The sequence below is a fragment of the Rhodopseudomonas palustris genome (genome assembly GCF_013415845.1).
Lineage (GTDB): Bacteria > Pseudomonadota > Alphaproteobacteria > Rhizobiales > Xanthobacteraceae > Rhodopseudomonas > Rhodopseudomonas palustris_F.
Genome location: NZ_CP058907.1, coordinates 4,792,540 through 4,813,056 on the forward strand (window position 1 = coordinate 4,792,540; position 20,517 = coordinate 4,813,056).

Here is a 20,517-nt window from a genome sequence, read left to right on the forward strand (position 1 = left end):
AGGACAGAACCATGTCATCTCGCCTCAAGACCGGGCTGCTGCTCGGCACCGCAACGCTCGCCGTCTGCAGCCCCGGCGCTCCAAGCGCGCGCGCCCAAACCGCCCTGCCCGAAGTCACCGTCACTGCGCCGAGCCCGATCCAGCGCCGCCCGCACACCGAGACCAAGCCACGCCCGGCGCCCCGCGTCGCCGCTTCAGCTCGGCAGCGCGGCCCCGCACCGGAGACGCCGCCGGTGGCGCAGGCCACCCCGGCACCGCAGCCCGGCATCCTGCCGATCGTCACCGACCAGTTCGCCACCGTCACGGTGGTGCCGAATGAGGAAATCCGCCGCAGCGGCGGCGGCACGCTCGGCGACCTGCTCGCCAACAAGCCCGGCATCACCGGCTCGGCCTACGCGCCCGGCGGCTCCAGCCGCCCGATCATCCGCGGCCTCGACGTCAACCGCGTCAGCATCATCGAGAACGGCACCGGCAGTAACGGCGCGTCCGACCTCGGCGAAGACCACTTCGTGCCGGTCGATCCACTCTCCACCAATCAGGTCGAAGTGATCCGCGGTCCGGCGACGCTGCGCTACGGCTCGACCGCGATCGGCGGCGTGGTCAGCGCCACCAACAACCGGATCCCCGACGCGCTGCCGCCCTGCGCGCAGCCGTTTCAGAGCTATGGCCTGGCGAAGCCGCAGACGCTGTTCGGCGGCACCGGCTGCATGAACGGCGAAGTCCGCAGCGCCGTCAGCTCGGTCGATCGCGGCGTCGAAGGCGCGGTGCTGCTCGATGCCGGCGGCAACAACGTCGCGGTCCATGCCGACGTCTATGGCCGCAATGCCGGCGACTACAATGTGCCGAGCTATCCGTATGCGGCGCCTGGCATGCCGTTCAACGGCCGCCAGCCGAATTCCGCCGCGACGGCGGCGGGCGCCTCGGTCGGCGGTTCGTATCTGTTCGACGGCGGCTTCATCGGCGCGTCGATCACCCAGAACAATTCGCTGTATCACATCCCCGGCGTCGAAGGCTCGCAGAACGGCACGCGGATCGACGCCAAGCAGACCAAGTTCAACGTCAAGGGCGAGTATCGCCCGGATGCGGCCGCGATCGACGCGATCCGGTTCTGGGTCGGCGCTACCGACTACAAGCACAACGAAGTCGGTCAGGCCACGGCCGGCGACCCGACCACCGATGGCGTGCGCCAGACCTTCACCAATCGCGAGCAGGAAGGCCGGCTCGAAGTCCAGCTGGCGCCTTTCAACGCCGGCTTTGCGGCGATCACCACCGCGGTCGGCGTGCAGGCCAGCCATCAGGAATTGACGGCGCCGAGCCCGGACGATCCGGGCAGCCCGCTGAACGGCCTGTTCGATCCGAACAAGAACACCAAGGCGGCGGGCTACGTGTTCAACGAGTTGCAGTTCACCCGCACCACCAAGGCGCAGGTCGCCGGCCGCATCGAGCATGTCGAACTGTCCGGCACCACGCCGGCGTTCGTGCCCGAGATCTTCGACCTCAACAATGATCCGAGCGCGATCGGTCCTGCGACCCAGCGCAATCTGTCGTTCACGCCGAAGAGCTTCAGCGTCGGCCTGATCCAGGCGCTGCCGTGGGATCTGTCGGCCAGCATCACCGGACAATATGTCGAGCGGGCGCCGAAACCGGCAGAACTGTTCTCGCGCGGCGGCCACGACGCCACCGCCACCTTCGACATCGGCAATCCCAACCTGAAGATCGAAACCGCCAAGTCGGTCGAGGTCGGGCTGCGCCGCGCCACCGGACCGTTCCGGTTCGAGATCACCGCTTACTACACGCAGTTCAGCGGCTTCATCTATCGGCGCCTGACCGGCAACACCTGTGAAGACGGCTCCTGCGTCGATCCGGGCACCGGCACGCTGGAATTGAACCAGGCGATCTACTCGCAGCGTGACGCCACCTTCAAAGGCGGCGAATTCCAGAGCCAGCTCGACGTCGCCCAGATCTATGGCGGCACCTTCGGCATCGAGAACCAGTTCGACATCGTGCGGGCGACTTTCGCGGACGGCACCAACGTGCCGCGGATTCCGCCGATGCGGGTCGGCGGCGGCCTGTTCTGGCGTGACGCCAACTGGCTGATGAAGGTCAACCTGCTGCACGCCTTCGCACAGAACGACGTAGCACCGATCGCCGAAACCACGACGCCCGGCTACAATCTGCTGAAGGCCGAAGTCAGCTACCGGACCAAGCTCGATCCCAACGCCTGGGGCGCGCGCGAGATGCTGGTCGGTATCGTCGGCAACAATCTGCTCAACGAGGACATCCGGATCGCGACGTCCTACAGCAAGGACAACGTGCTGATGCCCGGCATCGGCGTGCGGGCGTTCGCGAACCTGAAGTTCTGAGCAGCCATAGGGCGCAGGGCCTGCCCCACCACGTCATTCCGGGGCGCCCGCCCTTGCGGGCGACCCCGGAATCCAGAAGTTGTGGAAACGCTCCCCGTCTCCACCTCGAGATTCCGGGTTCGTCGCTACGCGACGCCCCGGAATGACGAACCACAGATCTTAAATTGCCGGCACGCGAGCGAAAACACGCCGCCGGACTCGGATGAAACCATGAACTGGGTACGGACGCATATCCGACTGGGAACGCGGCTGGCGCTGATCGCGCTGGCGCTGCACTTCGTCGTAGCGTTCGGTCACTTCCACCAGATCGTCACCCAGTCGGCGGTGCTCGCGCTCACGGCCGCCGATCCGGCCACGCCCGATAGCGATCCTCAGTCCGACGAGGACGGCGACGGTTGTACGATCTGCGCCGTGATGGCGATGGCCGATGCGATGCTCGGCGCATCGCCGCCCTCGTTGCCGCTACGGCAAGCGACCGCGTTCGTGCACAGCGTCCCGGATCTCCTTCTGATCCGTTCGAACGGCATCCGCGCCGCCTTCAATCCTCGCGCTCCTCCCGCCTGCTGACATCGATCCCTGTGAGCCAGAGATCGCGCCATGCCGCGCGGTCTCGATGTCAGCCAAGCCCGTCGGCCATCGACGGCAAGCCATCGCCCGCACCCAGCGGCGACGATCAGCGTCGCCCGCGCACGCATGGCTTCGAGGAGCCCCCCATGCTTTGTCACATCAAACGCGGCCTTGCGGCGTCGAGCTCTGCCACGCTGCTGTTCGCCGCTCTGAGTTCACCAAGTCTGGCGCAAAGCGCTGCGCCGGCCAGCCACGGCGCGACACCACTTCCGGAAATCGACGTGATCCAGCCGCAGCGTGCGCCCCACCCGGCTCGACGCCCGAAGACTCAAACCGCAGCCCGGGCGCGCCGCGGGGCAGCGACAGCCTCGCCGCAGCACGACGCCCAAACGCCTGCGCAAACTGCGGCACAAGCCGTCGCGGCCAAACATGCGGGCTTCGATGCTGCGCGGCAGACGATCTTTGCGCCGAATGGCGCGAGCGCCTTCGACGTCAATCATGAGGCCATCCTGGCACTGCCGCAGGGCGCCAATGCGACGCTCGACAAGGTGCTGCTGCAGGCACCGGGCGTGTCGCAGGACTCCGCCGCCAGCGGCGATCTGCACGTCCGCAACGAGCACGCCAATGTGCAGTACCGGATCAACGGCATCGCGCTGCCCGACGGCGTCAGCGGCTTCGGCCAGATGCTCGACACCTCGCTGGTCGGGCGACTGACGCTGCTCACCGGGGCACTGCCGGCGCAATACGGCCTCCGCACCGCCGGCGTCGTCGACATCACCACGCGCACCGACGCGTTCAACAACAGCGGCACCGTCAGCGTCTATGGCGGCAGCCGCCAGACCATCACGCCGAGCGTCGAATATGGCGGCACGGCCGGCGAGACTCAGTACTTCGTCTCCGGCCGTTATTTCGGGACGGGGCTTGGCCTCGAGAACCCGACCTCGTCGCCGAACGCGATCCATGACGATTCCCAGCAGGGCAGAGGCTTCGCCTATCTGTCGACCGTGATCGACGACACGACGCGGCTGACCTTTATCGGCGGCGGTTCGGCCAACAACTACCAGATCCCCAACAACCCGGGCCAGACGCCCGGCTTCACGGCGTTCGGCGTGTCGAATTTCGACTCGGCGCAGCTCAACGAAACTCAGCAGGAGCGCAACGGCTTCGGCGTGCTGGCGCTGCAGAAGTCGATCAACGGCCTCGACCTGCAGCTGTCGGCGTTCTCGCGCTACAGCACGCTGCACTTCATGCCCGACACGGTCGGCGATCTGGTGTTCAACGGCGTCGCCTCGGACGTCTATCGCAAGAGCGTCGCCAGCGGCATCCAGGCCGACGGCTCGTACCGGCTCAGCGATGCGCATACGCTGCGCGGCGGCTTCCAGGTCACCGCCGAGCAAAGCCGGGTGACCAACTCCTCGGTGGTGCTGCCGCTCGACGACAGCGGCAACCCGCTGGACGCGCCGTTCAGCGTGGTCGATTCCAGCAGCAAGCTCGGCTGGCTGTTCAGCACCTATCTGCAGGACGAATGGCGGGTCACCAACACGGTGACGCTGAACTCCGGCCTGCGCTTTGATCAAATGAACGAATACACCAACGCCAATCAGCTCAGCCCGCGCATCAGCCTGACCTGGAAGCCGACCGAGGACACCACCTTCCACGCCGGCTATTCGCGTAATTTCACGCCGCCCGCGCAGGTGCTGGCGGCGCCGACCAATCTGGCGCTGGTGCAGAACACCACGCAGCAGCCCGCCGTCAACGCCAACAGCCCGGTGCTGCCGGAGCGGTCGAACGTGTTTGATGTCGGCGTCACGCAGAAGCTGCTGCCCGGCCTCGAGGTCGGCGTCGACACCTACTACAAGACCGCGCGCGATCTGCTCGACGATGGCCAGTTCGGCGCCGCCTATGTGCTGTCGGCGTTCAACTACGACCGCGCCGAGAATGTCGGCATCGAGTTCAAGGGCGCGTACACCAACGGCAACTTCCGGATCTACGGCAATCTGGCGCTGGCGCGGCAGATCGCCACCAAGGTTGTCTCGAACCAGTATTTGTTCGATCCGGACGAGCTCGCCTACATCGCCAGCAACTACATCTACACCGACCACGCGCAGCTGGTGACGGCGTCAGCCGGCGCATCGTATCGCTGGCACGATACCAATTTCAGCGCGTCGATGATCTATGGCAGCGGATTGCGCTCTGGCTTTGCCAATATCGGATCGCTGCCGTCCTACACCCAGGTCAATCTGGGCGTATCGCACGACTTCTATCTGGTGAGCGCGACCAAGCCGACCACGGTGCGGTTCGACGTCGTCAACCTGTTCGACAGCGTGTACGAAATCCGCGACGGCTCGGGGATCGGCGTGTTCGCGCCGCAATACGGTCCGCGGCGCGGCTTCTATGTCGGCGTGGCGCAGAAGTTCTGAAGTCGCCACACAGCAAGGCGCGTCAGCGCGCCTTGCTCCAATCCGGGCGGATCGCGCCGCCGACGCCTTCGAACGCGCCCTCGGCGAGTTCGAGCACCAGCAGGCGGGCCGCATCGACAGGGCCGGGCATGGTGACGCGGCCTTTCGGAATCCGCTTGAAGCCGACCCGGCTGTAATACGGTTCGTCGCCGACCAGAACGATCAGCTTGTGGCCTTGGGCCCGCGCATCCGAGATCGCGCGATCGAGCAGCAGGCGGCCGACTCCGCGCGAGCGGAACGGCGGCTCCACCGTCAGCGGCCCGAGCAGCAGCGCCGGTGTGTCGCCGACCAGGATCGGCAACTGCCTCACCGAACCGACCAGCAGCGTGCCGATCCAGGCGGTGAACGACAGTTCGGGGAGATGGTCGACATGCTCGCGCAGCCGATAGGCGCTGAGCACGAAGCGGCCAGGCCCGAAGGTACGCTCGTGCAGCCGCTCGATGGCCTGCGCGTCGTTCGGGGATTCGGGCAGAATGGTGAGTTTCAGATCGGACATGACGGAGGCGAAATAGCACCGCCTCCGCATCAGGTCCATTGCCAGGCTAGACCCGCTCCGGGATCCCGCCCCTCACCTTGGCACCGTCCGATGCGGTGCCCGGCGCATCTTCATCGCCGCCCTGCCGCTGGGCGGCGCCTTTGGCGCGCGCCACATAGACAGTCTGCGAGCCGGCCGCAAAGCCTGTCCCGGCCGCTTCGACCAGCTCCAGGATCTTCAGCATCAGATCTTCCTGCACTTCCAGGAAGGTGTCGCCGTCGACCGCGTGCACATAGGCGAAGATCTCGACCTTGAGGGCGGCCGGAGCCAGCCCGATCAGCCGCACCCGTGCCGGATCGTTATCGACGTCCGGATGGTCGAGCAGCATTTCCCGCAGCGAAGCCAGCAACGTGCGGATCTGCTCGGAGGAGGTCTCGTAACGCAGCTCCAGAATCGGGTGAAACCAGAACTTGTCGCGGCGGCTGAAATTTTCGATCTGCAGCGCCGCAAGCGCGCCGTTCGGCACCGTCACGACCGTGCGATCGAGGGTGCGAACACGGGTCGATCGCATCCCGATGTCCTCGATGGTGCCGGAAGTGTCGCCGAACTTGCAGAAATCGCCGACCCGCATCGGCTGGTCGGTGACCAGAGTCAAACTGCCGACCAGATGTTCGATGGTCTTCTGCGCACCCAGAGCGATCGCGATACCGCCGATGCCGAGGGCGGCGAGGCCGGCGGTGACGTTGTAGCCGAGAGCGTTGAAGCCGACGATGATCGCAAACGCGATGATCACGAACTTGACGCTGCGGCGGATGAAGGTGACCGCCGACAGCATCGACAGCCGGCCGCGCAACGTCATGCGATCGATCGCGAACGCCGCCAGCGAGTCCACGACGCGCCAAATGATCCACGACAGCGCGACCCAGCCGAGCAGTTCGATGGCGCCGGACAGATGCTGCCGCGCCACGATCGCGACGCCGGCGAGCGTCATCGCGATCCGCAGCGCCCAGGCGGTAAGCAACAGCCGCACCGGCAGCGCCGAGGCTTCGAGCACGCGCCTGATCCGCGAGTCGCCGGTCGAGCGCCGCAACCTGAGGATGATGAAGCCGATCGCGCCGGTGATCAGCCAGACCGCGCCGAAGCACACGAACGCCAGCACGATCACCGCGATCCAGTGGCCGATCGGTACGCCGGCGAAGCGATATTCGTCGCGCAGCGCATAGGGCAGGAGCTTGTCGACCGAGCTCGACACCACGGTACGGGACAGCTCAGGCAGTTCGGAAACCGTGCGGGCGGAAACCAGCCAGATCTTGACGCCGTCCTTGCCTTCGACGCGCTGCGCGATCAGATCCACCGTGCCGTGGTCGGTGCGCACCATGCCGAACTTCTCTTGCTCGGGCGGCAGGCTGTCATCCTGGTCGCCCTGCGGTTCGGTGCTCAGCCGCAGCCGCGAATACACCACGCCGCCGCGGTCGAGGATGCGCTGGAGCTGCTGTGCGACGCTCGGGCCCCAGGCGTCTTTTTCCTGGCTGAGGTCGAGATACATCGCGGCGCGTTCGTAGTTCTGCTCGGCGGCGGCGGCGATGAAGCCTGCCACCATGCCGGCCGGCGTCTCGCGGCCAAGCGGGTCGGTCGGCGCCGCCGGTTGTGCGGGTGCCGCTCCGTTGCCGTTGGTACCGGGGATCTGAGCGAAGGCAGAACTCGCGACCACAAGGGTCATGGTCGCGACCAGGATCAGGGCTCGAAACAACGCGCGTGCAGATGACGTCAAAATCGCTCCTCTTGAACGGACGGGCGCAGGATCAGGACGAATCGTCCACTTGGGCTCCACCCTCTCCGGCGGCGCCCTGCAATCCCGGGGCAAAATGCTTCGGCCGCACCGATAATCACGAAATGGGCCATCTCTGTGGTCTCGGGTGACCAGCAACACGAGGGAACCCGGATGGTCAAGTTCGGGCCGACGCCCAGCACTTCGGCGATTTTACCGCCAGGTCGCGATCGGGGGCCGGCCCTCGAGCACTTCGGCGATCCGCAGCCGGGTGCCCGGCGTGGTTTCGGCGGGCAGCGCGTCGGCGGCGAAGAAGCCGCTGGCGATGATTTCGTGGTTCGGCTCCGGCGGCCGATCTTGTTGGTATTGACGCACCACATAGACGGCGACGTGGTCGCGCGGCGACACGTGGCTGTTGAAGAAGATGCCGTGCAGCGCCGGCGCCCCCGTCAGCGCGATGCGGCCCTCCTCCATCAGCTCGCGGGTCAGAGCATCGACGAAGCTCTCGCCGACCTCGACCCCGCCGCCCGGCAGATGCCAGCCGCCGACATACGAGTGCTGGATCAGGAACACCCGATCCTCAGCGTCCAGCACCACGCCGCGCGCGCCCAGCGTCATGCCGCGGGCGAACCGCCAGTACAGATGAAACATCCGGGTCAGCGCCGGCTCGAACTTCAACCGTAGGTTCTGAACAGCGGTCACCGCCGGTGGCCCTCGCGCGAAGGCGCAGCGGAGGCTTGCGCCGTTCCGGGCAACTTGCCAAAACCGCAGAGGTTTTCACAGGCGGCAGTTCGCGACCGGCTCGCAGGGGCGCGGCGTCGCGACAGGATCGGGCGATGACCGAATTCACTCTGGCGCATCTGTCCGACCCACATCTGCCGCTGCCGCCGAAGACCAGCCTGCGCCACCTCGCCTCCAAGCGCGCGCTCGGCTACCTCAACTGGCGGCGCAACCGCCATTTGATCCACCGCCGCGACATCCTCGATACGCTGGTCGCCGACCTGCAGGCGCAGCAGCCCGACCACATCGCGGTCACCGGCGACCTCGTCAATATCGCGCTGGTCAACGAATTCGCTCCGGCGCGGCAATGGCTGGAGAGCGTCGGCCCGGCCGACCGGGTCAGCCTGGTGCCGGGCAATCACGACGCCTACGTCCGCTCCACCGCGCATCGCTTCGCCGAAACGTTTCCGGACTACATCAGCGGCGACGACGCTACCCCGGGCTTTCCATATCTGCGCCGCCGCGAGGCAATCGCGATCATCGGGGTGTCGAGCGCGGTGCCGACCGCGCCGCTGCGCGCCACCGGCTGGCTCGGCGCGACCCAGCGTGCCGCGCTGGAGGCGCTGCTGCAGAGCCTTGCCGGCGAGCGCGTGTTCAAGGTGCTGCTGATCCATCATCCGCTGCAGTCGCGCTCGCGGCACAAACGGCTGACCGACGCCGCCGACCTGATTGCCCTGCTGCAGCGGCATCCGGTCGATCTGGTGCTGCACGGCCACGATCACGTCCACGCCACGGTCCGGATCGAGACGCCATTCGGCGCGATTCCCGTCGTCGGCGTGCCATCGGCCTCAGCGATGAACGATCACCACCGGCCGTCGGCCGCCTACAACCTGTTCAAGATCAGCGAAGGCAATGACGGCTGGCGCTGCGAGCACCGCATCCGCGGCTTCCAGGCCAGCGAACAGATCGTCGACGTGCGCCCGCCCGAGATGCTGTAGCGCTCGGGTTGCCCGCGCACCGCGTCCCCGCGCAACCAGAAGCGTCAGGAAATCCGCAGCGCCGCGAACAGCGCGAGCGCAAAGAGCGCCAGCGCGCCGGCAACGAAGCCGAGCACGAAGGTCCACAGCCCATTGCGGCGCGGCGGCGCTGGCGGCGGAGCGGCTTGGACCGGCGGCAACGACAGCGCTCGCTCGCGCTCGACCAGCCGGCGGGCCACATAGCTCGTCACCGCATCGGCGATCTTGGCCGCCTCGTGGGATTCGGCCAGCACGATCCGGCCATAGGCGGTGTCCTGGACGAAGCGGTACATCCGCTTGTCGCGCCCCATCACCACATGGGCGACGACATCGATCCACAGCCGCGGCGTGTCGCCCTGGGTGATGCCGCGATCGAACAGCTCGACTCCGGCCGGGATCTCGGCGAACAGCGGGTCGAGCGCTTCATTGAGGATTTCGAGCCGGGCGATCTCGGCATCGCGCAGGTCGACGACCACGCCGGTGCGGTCGGCGGCCTCGATCCGGGCCTGCCGCAACGCATCCTTCAGCCGCATCGGCCTCGCCGCCGTGCTTACGGAGTTCTGAGCGTCCGCCATTCTCGACTTCAGCCTCGTGCTTGCCTGAGCCCGCCGCCGATTAACCTATCAGTAACCCTTCGGCCGCGAAAGCCGATTGCGGATCAACCAGTTGGCTCATCCACGGCAGTCTGACGGACGTTCCACCATCCGGCCGAAGGGGCCCAAAACGACGATGGCGGCCCTGACGGGTTGCCCCGACAGGACCGCCAAAGTCCTTGGACGTCTTCTATCTCGTCAGCTCGCCGGGCGGCGCGTGCGCCGCCGCGGCTCAGGAGCGCATCAGGCCGGGGTAACGGCCCGGTTCGGCTCTTCCACGATCGAGAACCGCACGCCTGCGCGATGGCGATTCTCTTCGGAAAGGACCTTCCAGGCCTCTTCGGCCTCCTTGCGCGTCTTGAAGGGACCCTTCACCTGGGCCGACCCTTCGACGAGCTTGTGGAAGTTCATCGAACCGAACTCGCCACCGATCACCCAGAAGTTGCTGCCCGTTGTCATGGTCCTTCTCCTGCTTCTTTCCGTTTAGCTGAACTGGTTCATCGTGTTGTGTTCGCCGCCGGCCTTCAGAGCCGCGTCGCCGGCGAAGTATTCCTTGTGATCGTCGCCGATGTCCGAGCCGGCCATGTTCTGGTGCTTCACACAGGCGATGCCCTGACGGATTTCCTGGCGCTGCACGTTCTTAACATAACCCAGCATGCCCTGGTCGCCGAAATATTCGCGGGCCAGGTTGTCGGTCGACAGCGCAGCCGTGTGGTAGGTCGGCAGCGTGATCAGGTGGTGGAAGATGCCGGCGCGCTTGGCCGAATCCGCCTGGAAGGTGCGGATGCGGGCGTCGGCTTCGATCGCCAGCGGGGTTTCGTCGTATTCGGCCTTCATCAGCTCGGCGCGGTTGTACTTGCTGACGTCCTTGCCCTCTTCCTTCCAGGCGTCATAGACCTGCCAGCGGAAGTTGAGCGTCCAGTTGAACGACGGGGAGTTGTTGTAGGCCAGCTTGGCGTTCGGCACGACTTCGCGGATCCGATCGACCATCGAGGCGATCTGCTCGATATGCGGCTTCTCGGTTTCGATCCACAGCAGGTCGGCGCCGTTCTGCAGCGAGGTGATGCAGTCCAGCACGCAGCGGTCCGCGCCGGTGCCCGGACGGAACTGGTACAGGTTGCTCGGCAGGCGCTTCGGACGCAGCAGCTTGCCGTTGCGGCTGATGATCACGTCGCCGTTGCCGATCTTGCTGGCATCGACTTCCTCGCAATCCAGGAAGCTGTTGTACTGGTCGCCGATGTCACCCGGCTGATGGCTGACGGCGATCTGCTGGGTCAGGCCGGCGCCGAGCGAGTCGGTGCGGGTGACGATGATGCCGTCTTCCACGCCCATCTCGAGGAAGGCGTGACGGATCGCGCGAACCTTGGCGATGAACACGTCGTGCGGCACGGTGACCTTGCCGTCCTGGTGGCCGCACTGCTTCTCGTCCGAGACCTGGTTCTCGATCTGCAGCGCGCAGGCGCCCGCTTCGATCATCTTCTTGGCGAGCAGATAGGTCGCCTCGGCGTTACCGAAGCCGGCGTCGATGTCGGCGATGATCGGCACGACGTGGGTCTGGAAATTGTCGATCTGGTCGATGATCGCGGTTTCCTTGGCCTTGTCGCCGGCCTCGCGGGCCTTGTCGAGCTGGCGGAACAGGTCGTTCAGCTCGCGCGAATCCGCCTGGCGCAGGAAGGTGTAGATCTCTTCGATCAGCGCCGGCACCGAGGTCTTCTCGTGCATCGACTGGTCGGGCAGCGGACCGAACTCCGAGCGCAGCGCCGCGATCATCCAGCCCGACAGGTAGATGTAACGACGGTCGGTGCGGCCACCGCCGTGCTTCTTGATCGAGATCAGCTTCTGCTGCGCGATGAAGCCGTGCCAGCAGCCCAGCGACTGGGTGTACTTGGTCGGGTCGGCGTCATACGCCGCCATGTCGGCGCGCATCTGGGCCGCGGTGTAACGGGCGATGTCCAGACCGGTCTTGAAGCGGTTCTGCAGGCGCATCCTAGCCACGGCCTCGGCGGTGACGCCATTCCAGGTCGGCTTGTCCTTGAGGAGAGCTTCGGCCGCTTCGATCTCGCTCTTGTAGGAGGTCGGAGCGTGGATGGCGCTGATGCCGCGTGGCTGGAAGTTCATGACATGATCCCTTCGGTACGAATAATTCGCAGCGCGACATTCGTGACAATCGCGCCTTGAAACGTGCCGAGAGATAAACGCGAGATGACAGAAGACGTACAGACCTCTTGCGAACGAATGGTGATGTCATGTAACTTCAGTACATGTAACAATTGTTATTTTGTAAATTTTGTAAAACGCGATATCTGGGGCGGAATCTGAAAGGACCCTGCAATGGCCGGTGATTCCGGTAAAAAACTGTTCGTGGGCCCCCGCTTCCGCCGCATCCGGCAGCAGCTCGGGCTATCGCAAACCCAGATCGCCGAAGGTTTGGGCATTTCTCCCAGCTACGTCAACCTGATTGAGCGCAACCAGCGCCCGGTGACCGCCCAGATCCTGCTGCGGCTGGCCGAGACCTATGATCTCGACCTGCGCGACCTGGCGACCGCCGACGAGGACCGGTTCTTCGCCGAACTCAACGAGATCTTCTCCGATCCCTTGTTCCGGCAGATCGACCTGCCCAAGCAGGAACTGCGCGACCTCGCCGAGCTCTGCCCCGGCGTCACCCATTCGCTGCAGCGGCTGTATGCCGCCTATACCGAGGCGCGCCGCGGCGAGACCATGGTGGCGGCGCAGATGGCCGACCGCGAACAGATCCGCTACGAGGCCAATCCGATCGAGCGGATCCGCGACCTGATCGAGGCCAACCGCAATTATTTCCCCGAACTGGAGCAGGCCGCCGAGGCGGTGCGCGACGAGCTCAATATCGGCTCGCAGGAGATGTTCGGCGCACTGAGCGACCGGCTGCGCGAGCGCCATTCGATTACCACCCGGATCATGCCGGTCGACGTGATGCGCGAAACGCTGCGCCGGTTCGACCGCCACCGCCGGCAATTGCTGATCTCCGAACTGATCGACGGCCCCGGCCGCGCCTTCCAGGTCGCGTTCCAGACCGGGCTGACCGAGCATGGCGGCGTCATGGACGCGATCGTGCACCGCGCCGGCGGGCTCGAAGACCAGGCGCGGCGGCTGTATCGCATCACGCTCGGCAACTACTTCGCCGCCGCGGTGATGATGCCCTACGCGGCGTTCCACGCCGCCGCCGAGCAGCTCTCCTACGACGTCAACGTGCTGGCGCAGCGTTTCAACGCCGGCTTCGAACAGGTCTGCCACCGCCTCACCACGCTGCAGCGGCCGAACGCGCGCGGCGTGCCGTTCTTCATGCTGCGGGTCGACAACGCCGGCAACGTCTCCAAGCGGTTCTCCTCCGGCACCTTCCCGTTCTCGAAATTCGGCGGCACCTGCCCGCTGTGGAACGTGCACTCGACCTTCGATACGCCGGACCGGCTGCTCAAGCAGGTGATCGAACTGCCCGACGGCAGCCGCTACTTCTCGATCGCCCAGATGGTCCGCCGCCCGATCGCGCCGCATCCGCAGCCGCAGCCGCGTTTCGCGATCGGCCTGGGGTGCGAAATCCGCCACGCCTCGAAACTGATCTACGCCGCCGGCATGGACCTGGAGAAAGCCGAAGGCACCCCGATCGGCGTCAACTGCCGCCTCTGCGAGCGCGAACATTGCTCGCAAAGAGCGGAGCCGCCGATCACCAGGACGCTGATCCTCGACGAGAACACACGGCGGGCCAGCAGCTTTGCGTTTAGTAATGCGCGGGAGTTATAGGGGACGCCTACAGCAAGGCTTGTATTGCCACGGGGTTGTTACTCAGTCTCGCCTAGTAAACGAAACCACCTCGCCCATTTCTGCACCGTCAGACACTCGTCCCGGACTCGGTTTAAGACGAACGACCATAGCAGCCTCATGAGCGAACCAGCCTGGCGGCAATCCCGTTAGATTCTCAACATCACCCGCCGGAATTGTAAATTCGAGCGCCAACAGATCTGACTTCGACCGAACACCTCCATCAACAATCAAATGAAGAGCATCTCGAAGCAATCGGGGTTCGCCGGGTATCCATTGGCGATCGAACGGCTCCTCCTTTGTCCACCCCTTAGCAGAATACAGCTTGTAGAGGTGTGTAGCAAAGTCACCAGGAATAACATCGAGATCCGCCAACCGTTTGATTTGTGCCTTGATCGACACCCGCCAACGCTCCTTCGCGGTCACCATACTTGCGAGCGAGGGGAAACGCATCTCGACTGGATAGGTAGTCGAAGGAAGCAAGAAAGCACTAGCTAGCCGGAACGCCTGCGTCTCTATCAGCTTTAGGTCTCGTTTGAGCTGTTCTTCGGACACGTCGCGATGGAGAATCGCATGCGCCATTTCATGCGCAGCATCCATTTGGCGCCGAGCGAACGACATTTTATCACTCGCAAGCAGTATATGCGGTCTATCGTCGCCTGGCGACCAACTGCACAATCCGTCGAGCTTCACCGTCCCCATTTCAATGACGGCCACAACGAAACCGAGCCGCTCGAGCAACGGCACCATATCGCCGCACGGGCCTTCGCCAAGTTCCCAATGTCGCCGCAGATCTAGCGCGATCTGCTCAAGGTCTTCGTCACGAAGCTGGTGGTAACTGGCACCCGCCATCACGTCTGGAATGTTGACGGGGGGCAGATCAACATAGTGTTCGACAGCATTGCTGATCTCTTGGAGCCACCGCATTTGCGCGCTCTGATACTGCAGATCCCGAACTAATGTGGACGAAAGTGAACGAAGGAACGTCGGCCGTGCTGAAACGCGCTCGGGCCGAAAGAAGAACTCCGGTCGAACCTGCAAAAATCCGGCCAATCGGGTTAGAGTCTCGGGATCAGGGGCCGAACTTCCATCTTCCCAACGCGAGACAGTACTGGGATTCAAACTCATCGCCCGCGCAAGAGCGGACATACTTGGAATCCTCCTAGCAGCCCTGACCTCCGTCAGGCGACCTGGCACGAAGCCTGGTGTACCAATTGGCATGTCCGTACTTAACCTGATGGGTTGTCGGTTGCGTCGTCCGAATCCGGCTTCTCCGGAGGCCTGAAAGCCCTGGGAGACGTCTTGAGCGTGACGAGCGGCTGACCTCCTGACGAGGGCTCTGTTGAATTCGGAGGCGGAGCATACGCCTCCATCAACAGCTCAACAGTCCTATATTCAAGGAATCCGTTATACTCGGCATCGATAACGCCAACTGCAACCTCATTAAGGCGGCCGCCCCGCGAGGGATCACGAGCGAAGAGGAAGAGGACGAAAATGTCGCCCGGCTTGGCTCTTCCCTTGCCTCCTTCCAAGTCCAGACGCGGCGTGAGAAGGTAGTTCAAGGTCACGCCCACGAGCCTAGACTTGTTCTTTGTTGGCAGCTCTCTCGGTGCCGGCATCGAGGCCAATCCCAGCAGTACCCCCGGTTTATCGCCCCCAAACCGCATGAATGGTTGAAAGTACTGCAGATCGGTCCCGGGGATCACGTCCCCTTCCAGCCTCATCCCTCCATGACGTTCGCACACATCCTGAAAACCCTTCTCCATCAGACGGAAGCGAGCTTGCCCTTCCAGCCCTCGCGCACTTCGCCCGGTCAGGTCAGTGTTGTCGCGAATAAGTTCGTGAGCCTGACGCGCCCGCGACTCGGCGGCATCCAGAAGGTCGATCAGCAGATCGCGACGCAAAGTCGCGACGATACGCGCACCAATTTCATCCTCGGACATTTCAGAGCCCCGAATCATTGCGCCAGACCTGATTATCTACCGATATTTTTGCACAAACAAGGAATAATGCTACGAAGGTATCTTGAAAACCGTTGTCGGTCGCAGTTCCTTTGCAGCCACGCTTAGCCATGGGCTTTGGGTGCCACGCCTCGAAACTGATCCACACCGCCGCCATGGAGCTTGAGAAAGCCGAAGGCACCCCGATCGGCGTCAACTGCCGCCTGTGCGAGCGCGAACACTGCTCGCAAAGAGCGGAGCCGCCGATCACAAGAACGCTGATCCTGGACGAGAACACGCGGCGGGCCAGCAGCTTTGCGTTTAGTAACGCGCGGGAGCTGTGAGCTGGTTGGCGTAACGCAAACGTGTTACAGTGAAGTATGACGGCGAAGACCCAAACCAAAACAGCTCGTTCTCCCGCGAAGCGGGACGGGAAGACTGCGGGCAAGACGGCCGCCCGTAAGCCGGTCAAGAGCGGCTACATCAACGCGCGTGTCGAGCCGAAGCTGAAGAAGAGCGCCGAGGCGGTGCTCGACAAGATCGGGCTGTCGACCACCGATGCGGTGACGATGTTTCTCAAACAGGTCGTCGCCCATAAAGGCATGCCGTTTCCGGTGAAGGTTCCTAACAAGGAGACCATCCGCGCCTTACGCAATGCCGAACGCGGGCGGGTCACGCGATTCAGCGGCACGACCGAAGAGTTCTTCGCCCATCTGGATAAGACAACCCGCTGAACGGGGTGTCATGAAGGAGCTGGACCATACTGGCTCATTCAAGCGCGACTACAAGCGGATCAAGAAGCGCGGTTATGACCTGTCGAAATTGTCGGCGGTCATCGACCTTCTGCGACGGGACCTACCTCTGCCCGCCTCCAATCGGCCGCACGCCCTCAAAGGCAGATGGCGCGGCTTTCTGGAATGTCACGTCGAGCCGGATTGGCTGCTGATCTATCAGACCGACGCACACAGCGTGCTGCTGGCGCGAACCGGCACCCACTCCGACCTGTTCGACGAGTGACCGCAGCGTGATCTCTCCCATCGGGCGTCGTTGCCGGGCTTGACCCGGCACCCCATCCCGCCAAGACTCGTCGTCTGATTTGATGGATCGCCGGGTCGAGCCCGGCGATGACGTTGGTGAGGTGGCGATGCTGCGGCTTGGTTCGACGGTTCGAGACGTGCGCGCTCTTGCTCGCGGGCTGCGCATGGCTTGTGCGGCGGCAGCGATCTCCGCAGCCACAGTGCTCTCCTCCCCCGCCCTCGCCCAGCGCGGTGCCTCGTGTCATGGCGGGCAGAGCTTTCCGCAGTTCCTCGCCGGCCTGAAACAGAAAGCCGTTGCGGCTGGCGTATCGCAAAGCGCGATCGCGGAAGCCTCGCCGTATCTGGTGTACGATCAGGGCATCGTCAATCGCGACCGCGGGCAGCGGGTGTTCGGGCAGATCTTCACGGTGTTCGCCGGACGGATGGCGTCGGAGGGACGGCGCGTCAAAGGCCAGCAACTGATCAAGCAATACGCGCAGGCGTTCGCGCGGGCCGAGAAGGAGTACGGCGTGCCGCCCGCGGTGATCGCGGCGTTCTGGGCGCTGGAGAGTGACTTCGGGGCGATCCAGGGCAACCTGTCGACGCTGCGCTCGCTGGTATCGCTCGCCTATGACTGCCGTCGCTCCGAGATGTTCCAGGACGAGACCATCGCGGCGCTGAAGATCATCGACCGCGGCGACCTGACGCCGGGCGAGATGATCGGCTCCTGGGCCGGCGAACTCGGTCAGACGCAATTCCTGCCGCGGCATTATTACGACTACGCGGTCGATTATGACGGCGACGGCCACCGCGACCTGCTGCACAGCGCGCCCGACGTGATCGGCTCGACCGCGCACTACATCGCGGCCGGCCTGAAATGGCGACGCGGCGAGCCGTGGCTGCAGGAGGTGCGCGTTCCTGAGAACCTGCCGTGGGATCAGGCAGATCTCACCGTGAAGCATCCGCGCTCGCAATGGGCGCAGTGGGGCGTGACCAACGCGGACGGCCGGCCGCTGTCCAACGACGCGCTGCCGGCCTCGCTGCTGCTGCCGATGGGGCGGCACGGCCCGGCGTTCCTCGCCTATGCGAACTTCGCCGCCTACACCGAGTGGAACAACTCGCTGATCTATTCGACCACCGCGGCCTATCTCGCCACCCGCATCGCCGGAGCCGGGCCGATGCAGAAGCCGCGCGCCGCAGTCGCTCAGCTGTCGTTCAACGAGATGAAACAGCTGCAGCAGCTTCTGGTGCGCGCCGGCTTCGATGTCGGCAAGGTCGACGGTGTGCTCGGCCAGCAGACCCGCAGCGCGGTGAAGACCATGCAGCTCAAATACGGCCTGCCGGCGGATTCCTGGCCGACCGCCGAACTGCTCACCCGCATGGGCGGCAGCGCTGCGCCGGCACCTTCGGCTTCTGCAGAATCGATGCAGCCGACCGAGCCGCGGCGCGCCAAACGCGCCCGTCCGCCAGCACCGCTGCCGCAATAGCGGAAAAATCCGTCCCGCGGCTTTTCAAATTCCGCCGACTTGCTCTAGGCTGCGACGCAATAATATCCTGGAGGAAACGACGTGCGTCATCTGTTGATTATGACAGCCACGGCTGTCGCGCTGGCTACCACCGCGGTCCATGCCGCCGACGACCTCAAGATCGCGCTGATCTACGGCAAGACCGGCCCGCTCGAAGCCTACGCCAAGCAGACCGAGACCGGCCTGATGATGGGGCTGGAATACGCCACCAAGGGCACGATGACGCTCGACGGCCGCAAGATCGTGGTGATCACCAAGGACGATCAGAGCAAGCCGGACCTCTCCAAAGCCGCACTCGCCGAAGCCTATCAGGATGACGGCGCCGACATCGCGATCGGTACCTCGTCGTCGGCTGCGGCGCTCGCCGATCTGCCGGTCGCCGAAGAGAACAAGAAGATCCTGATCGTCGAGCCGGCCGTGGCCGACCAGATCACCGGCGAGAAGTGGAACCGCTATATCTTCCGCACCGGCCGCAACTCCTCGCAGGACGCGATCTCCAACGCGGTCGCGATCGGCAAGCAGGGCGTGACCATCGCGACGCTGGCGCAGGACTACGCATTCGGCCGCGACGGCGTCGCAGCCTTCAAGGAGGCGCTCGCCAAGACCGGCGCGACGCTCGCAGCCGAAGAATATGTCCCGACCACCACCACCGACTTCACCGCGGTCGGCCAGCGGTTGTTCGATGCGCTGAAGGACAAGCCCGGCAAGAAAATCATCTGGGTGATCTGGGCCGGCGGCGGCGATCCGCTCACCAAGCTGCAGGACATGGACCCGAAGCGCTACGGCATCGAGCTGTCGACCGGCGGCAACATCCTCCCCGCGCTCGCCGCCTATAAGCGCCTGCCCGGCATGGAAGGCGCGACCTATTACTACTACGACATCCCCAAGAACCCGATCAACGAGTGGCTGGTGACCGAGCACCAGAAGCGCTTCAACGCGCCGCCGGACTTCTTCACCGCCGGCGGCTTCTCGGCCGCGATGGCCGTGGTCACCGCCGTGCAGAAGGCGAAGTCGACCGACACCGAGAAGCTGATCGCCGCGATGGAGGGCATGGAGTTCGACACCCCGAAGGGCAAGATGGTGTTCCGCAAGGAAGACCATCAGGCGCTGCAGAGCATGTATCACTTCAAGGTCAAGGTCGACCCGGCCGTCGCCTGGGCGGTGCTGGAGCCGGTGCGCGAATTGAAGATCGAGGAGATGGAGATCCCGATCAAGAACAAGAAGTAGCTCGGCTCCGGATTTGGTGCGCGTCGCCATCCTCATTCACAAACGTCACCACCCGCGAAAGCGGGTGGCCCAGTATCCCAGAGCGTCGGTGAAACGACCGCAACGCTGCGGCGTACTGGATCCTCCGCCTTCGCGGAGGATGACGGCGTGCTGGGGGGCAGCGCGGTGGACCACACTGCCGCTCGATGTCGTGTAAGCGGCCGCCCGCTTCACAACTGCTTCGAGGACGCTCAGACTCAATGATGATAACGCGGATCTCATGACCACCCTCGAAACCCAATCCCTCACCATCCGGTTCGGCGGCCATGTGGCGGTCGATGCGGTGAGTTGTGCGTTTCGCCCCGGTGAGCTGACCGCGATCGTCGGGCCGAACGGCGCCGGCAAGACGACGTATTTCAATCTGATCTCCGGGCAGCTCCGCCCAAGCGGCGGCCGCATCCTGTTCGACGGCGCGGACATCACCAAGATGACCGCGCCGCTGCGGACCCGCGCCGGGCTCGGCCGCGCGTTCCAGCTCACCAATCTGTTTCCAAATCTGTCCGTCGAAGAGAACGTCCGCCTCGCCGTGCAGGCGCACAGCGGCACGCATTACGACATGCTGCGGCCGTGGCGGACGCGGCGCGACCTGATCGAACGCGCTGACGCCATTCTCGACAGCGTTGCGCTGGGTGCCCGCCGCAGCGTCGCGGCCACCGCGCTGTCGCACGGCGACCAGCGCAAGCTCGAAGTCGCGCTGATGATGGCGCTGGAGCCGAAGGTGTACATGTTCGACGAGCCGACCGCCGGCATGAGCGTCGACGAGGTGCCGGTGGTGCTCGACCTGATCGCGCGGCTGAAGACCGATCCCAGCAAGATCATCCTGTTGGTCGAACACAAGATGGACGTCGTCCGCTCGCTCGCCGACCGCATCATCGTGCTCCACCACGGCAAGCTCGTCGCCGACGGCAAGCCCGCCGAAGTGATCGCCTCGCCGATCGTGCAGGAAGCCTATCTCGGCATCGCGCCGGGCAAGAGTGCGGCGTGAGGGTGATGATGAAGATGTCGAATGCTTCGAT

General features: G+C 64.6%; 18 protein-coding genes and 1 pseudogene. 11 read left to right on the forward strand and 8 right to left on the reverse strand.

Features of this window, described 5'->3' with window-relative positions:
• Window positions 1-11 precede the first annotated feature (11 nt).
• The 3 genes from HZF03_RS21950 (at window position 12) to HZF03_RS21960 (ending at window position 5,350) form a co-directional block, all read left to right on the forward strand.
• Window positions 12-2,363, forward strand: coding sequence for a TonB-dependent receptor (locus tag HZF03_RS21950; protein WP_119019962.1), 2,352 nt, complete (start codon window positions 12-14; stop codon window positions 2,361-2,363).
• A gap of 210 nt (window positions 2,364-2,573) precedes the next feature.
• Window positions 2,574-2,930, forward strand: coding sequence for a hypothetical protein (locus HZF03_RS21955; protein ID WP_119019963.1), 357 nt, complete (start codon window positions 2,574-2,576; stop codon window positions 2,928-2,930).
• 146 nt (window positions 2,931-3,076) lie between these two features.
• Window positions 3,077-5,350 (forward strand): TonB-dependent receptor, encoded by a 2,274-nt coding sequence (locus HZF03_RS21960; protein WP_119019964.1) that lies wholly within the window; start codon window positions 3,077-3,079, stop codon window positions 5,348-5,350.
• A gap of 22 nt (window positions 5,351-5,372) precedes the next feature.
• Here the strand turns inward: HZF03_RS21960 and HZF03_RS21965 are convergent, their stop codons facing one another.
• From HZF03_RS21965 to HZF03_RS21975, 3 genes are all read right to left on the reverse strand, one after another.
• Entirely contained in the window at window positions 5,373-5,885 is a 513-nt protein-coding gene (locus HZF03_RS21965; RefSeq protein WP_104512931.1) for a GNAT family N-acetyltransferase, read from the reverse strand.
• Window positions 5,886-5,931: 46 nt separating this feature from the next.
• A complete protein-coding gene (locus tag HZF03_RS21970) occupies window positions 5,932-7,635 on the reverse strand; it encodes a mechanosensitive ion channel family protein (RefSeq protein ID WP_012497586.1) in 1,704 nt (567 codons plus the stop codon).
• A 210-nt stretch (window positions 7,636-7,845) separates the two neighbouring features.
• Window positions 7,846-8,334, reverse strand: coding sequence for an NUDIX domain-containing protein (locus tag HZF03_RS21975; RefSeq protein WP_119019966.1), 489 nt, complete (start codon window positions 8,332-8,334; stop codon window positions 7,846-7,848).
• A gap of 134 nt (window positions 8,335-8,468) precedes the next feature.
• Here HZF03_RS21975 and HZF03_RS21980 point away from each other — a divergent pair, with 134 nt between their 5' ends.
• Window positions 8,469-9,350: a metallophosphoesterase family protein gene (locus HZF03_RS21980; protein WP_119019967.1), complete on the forward strand. Its 882-nt coding sequence runs from the start codon at window positions 8,469-8,471 to the stop codon at window positions 9,348-9,350.
• A gap of 44 nt (window positions 9,351-9,394) precedes the next feature.
• Here HZF03_RS21980 and HZF03_RS21985 read toward each other — a convergent pair whose 3' ends face one another.
• The 3 genes from HZF03_RS21985 to HZF03_RS21995 form a co-directional block, all read right to left on the reverse strand.
• The gene (locus HZF03_RS21985) at window positions 9,395-9,943 is read right to left on the reverse strand and encodes a hypothetical protein (protein ID WP_119019968.1); all 549 of its coding nucleotides are present in this window, start codon (window positions 9,941-9,943) and stop codon (window positions 9,395-9,397) included.
• A gap of 261 nt (window positions 9,944-10,204) precedes the next feature.
• Entirely contained in the window at window positions 10,205-10,420 is a 216-nt protein-coding gene (locus HZF03_RS21990) for a DUF4170 domain-containing protein (protein WP_011159927.1), read from the reverse strand.
• A gap of 24 nt (window positions 10,421-10,444) precedes the next feature.
• The gene (locus HZF03_RS21995) at window positions 10,445-12,079 is read right to left on the reverse strand and encodes an isocitrate lyase (protein WP_011159928.1); all 1,635 of its coding nucleotides are present in this window, start codon (window positions 12,077-12,079) and stop codon (window positions 10,445-10,447) included.
• 213 nt (window positions 12,080-12,292) lie between these two features.
• On the opposite strand from HZF03_RS21995, the gene HZF03_RS22000 reads away from it, so the two are divergent.
• Window positions 12,293-13,735, forward strand: coding sequence for a helix-turn-helix domain-containing protein (locus tag HZF03_RS22000; protein WP_011159929.1), 1,443 nt, complete (start codon window positions 12,293-12,295; stop codon window positions 13,733-13,735).
• Between the two features lie 42 nt (window positions 13,736-13,777).
• Here the strand turns inward: HZF03_RS22000 and HZF03_RS22005 are convergent, their stop codons facing one another.
• Both HZF03_RS22005 and HZF03_RS22010 read right to left on the reverse strand, forming a co-directional pair.
• Entirely contained in the window at window positions 13,778-14,974 is a 1,197-nt protein-coding gene (locus tag HZF03_RS22005) for a helix-turn-helix domain-containing protein (RefSeq protein ID WP_119019969.1), read from the reverse strand.
• An 8-nt stretch (window positions 14,975-14,982) separates the two neighbouring features.
• Window positions 14,983-15,696, reverse strand: a complete 714-nt coding sequence (locus HZF03_RS22010; protein ID WP_133303265.1) for a hypothetical protein — start codon at window positions 15,694-15,696, stop codon at window positions 14,983-14,985.
• Between the two features lie 113 nt (window positions 15,697-15,809).
• Here HZF03_RS22010 and HZF03_RS22015 point away from each other — a divergent pair.
• From HZF03_RS22015 to HZF03_RS22040, 6 genes and pseudogenes are all read left to right on the forward strand, one after another.
• Window positions 15,810-16,037 (forward strand): annotated as a pseudogene (locus tag HZF03_RS22015) (short-chain fatty acyl-CoA regulator family protein); the annotation flags it as partial.
• 36 nt (window positions 16,038-16,073) lie between these two features.
• Window positions 16,074-16,427, forward strand: coding sequence for a type II toxin-antitoxin system RelB/DinJ family antitoxin (locus HZF03_RS22020; protein ID WP_119019971.1), 354 nt, complete (start codon window positions 16,074-16,076; stop codon window positions 16,425-16,427).
• 10 nt (window positions 16,428-16,437) lie between these two features.
• Complete coding sequence (locus HZF03_RS22025; RefSeq protein ID WP_119019972.1) at window positions 16,438-16,710, forward strand: type II toxin-antitoxin system YafQ family toxin; 273 nt, start codon at window positions 16,438-16,440, stop codon at window positions 16,708-16,710.
• Between the two features lie 184 nt (window positions 16,711-16,894).
• A complete protein-coding gene (locus HZF03_RS22030) occupies window positions 16,895-18,196 on the forward strand; it encodes a lytic murein transglycosylase (protein WP_119019973.1) in 1,302 nt (433 codons plus the stop codon).
• Window positions 18,197-18,277: 81 nt separating this feature from the next.
• A complete protein-coding gene (locus HZF03_RS22035) occupies window positions 18,278-19,462 on the forward strand; it encodes a substrate-binding domain-containing protein (RefSeq protein WP_119019974.1) in 1,185 nt (394 codons plus the stop codon).
• Between the two features lie 259 nt (window positions 19,463-19,721).
• Window positions 19,722-20,486 carry an ABC transporter ATP-binding protein gene (locus HZF03_RS22040; protein ID WP_011159932.1) on the forward strand — a complete coding sequence of 255 codons (765 nt, stop codon included), beginning with the start codon at window positions 19,722-19,724 and terminating at the stop codon, window positions 20,484-20,486.
• Window positions 20,487-20,517 lie beyond the last annotated feature (31 nt).

Coding starts and splice junctions, on each gene's coding strand:
- HZF03_RS21950 (WP_119019962.1), top strand. CDS start 12: ATGTCATCTCGCCTCAAGACCGGGCTGCTGCTCGGCACCGCAACGCTC.
- HZF03_RS21955 (WP_119019963.1), top strand. CDS start 2,574: ATGAACTGGGTACGGACGCATATCCGACTGGGAACGCGGCTGGCGCTG.
- HZF03_RS21960 (WP_119019964.1), top strand. CDS start 3,077: ATGCTTTGTCACATCAAACGCGGCCTTGCGGCGTCGAGCTCTGCCACG.
- HZF03_RS21965 (WP_104512931.1), bottom strand. CDS start 5,885: ATGTCCGATCTGAAACTCACCATTCTGCCCGAATCCCCGAACGACGCG.
- HZF03_RS21980 (WP_119019967.1), top strand. CDS start 8,469: ATGACCGAATTCACTCTGGCGCATCTGTCCGACCCACATCTGCCGCTG.
- HZF03_RS21985 (WP_119019968.1), bottom strand. CDS start 9,943: ATGGCGGACGCTCAGAACTCCGTAAGCACGGCGGCGAGGCCGATGCGG.
- HZF03_RS21990 (WP_011159927.1), bottom strand. CDS start 10,420: ATGACAACGGGCAGCAACTTCTGGGTGATCGGTGGCGAGTTCGGTTCG.
- HZF03_RS21995 (WP_011159928.1), bottom strand. CDS start 12,079: ATGAACTTCCAGCCACGCGGCATCAGCGCCATCCACGCTCCGACCTCC.
- HZF03_RS22000 (WP_011159929.1), top strand. CDS start 12,293: ATGGCCGGTGATTCCGGTAAAAAACTGTTCGTGGGCCCCCGCTTCCGC.
- HZF03_RS22005 (WP_119019969.1), bottom strand. CDS start 14,974: ATGCCAATTGGTACACCAGGCTTCGTGCCAGGTCGCCTGACGGAGGTC.
- HZF03_RS22010 (WP_133303265.1), bottom strand. CDS start 15,696: ATGTCCGAGGATGAAATTGGTGCGCGTATCGTCGCGACTTTGCGTCGC.
- HZF03_RS22020 (WP_119019971.1), top strand. CDS start 16,074: ATGACGGCGAAGACCCAAACCAAAACAGCTCGTTCTCCCGCGAAGCGG.
- HZF03_RS22025 (WP_119019972.1), top strand. CDS start 16,438: ATGAAGGAGCTGGACCATACTGGCTCATTCAAGCGCGACTACAAGCGG.
- HZF03_RS22030 (WP_119019973.1), top strand. CDS start 16,895: ATGGCTTGTGCGGCGGCAGCGATCTCCGCAGCCACAGTGCTCTCCTCC.
- HZF03_RS22040 (WP_011159932.1), top strand. CDS start 19,722: ATGACCACCCTCGAAACCCAATCCCTCACCATCCGGTTCGGCGGCCAT.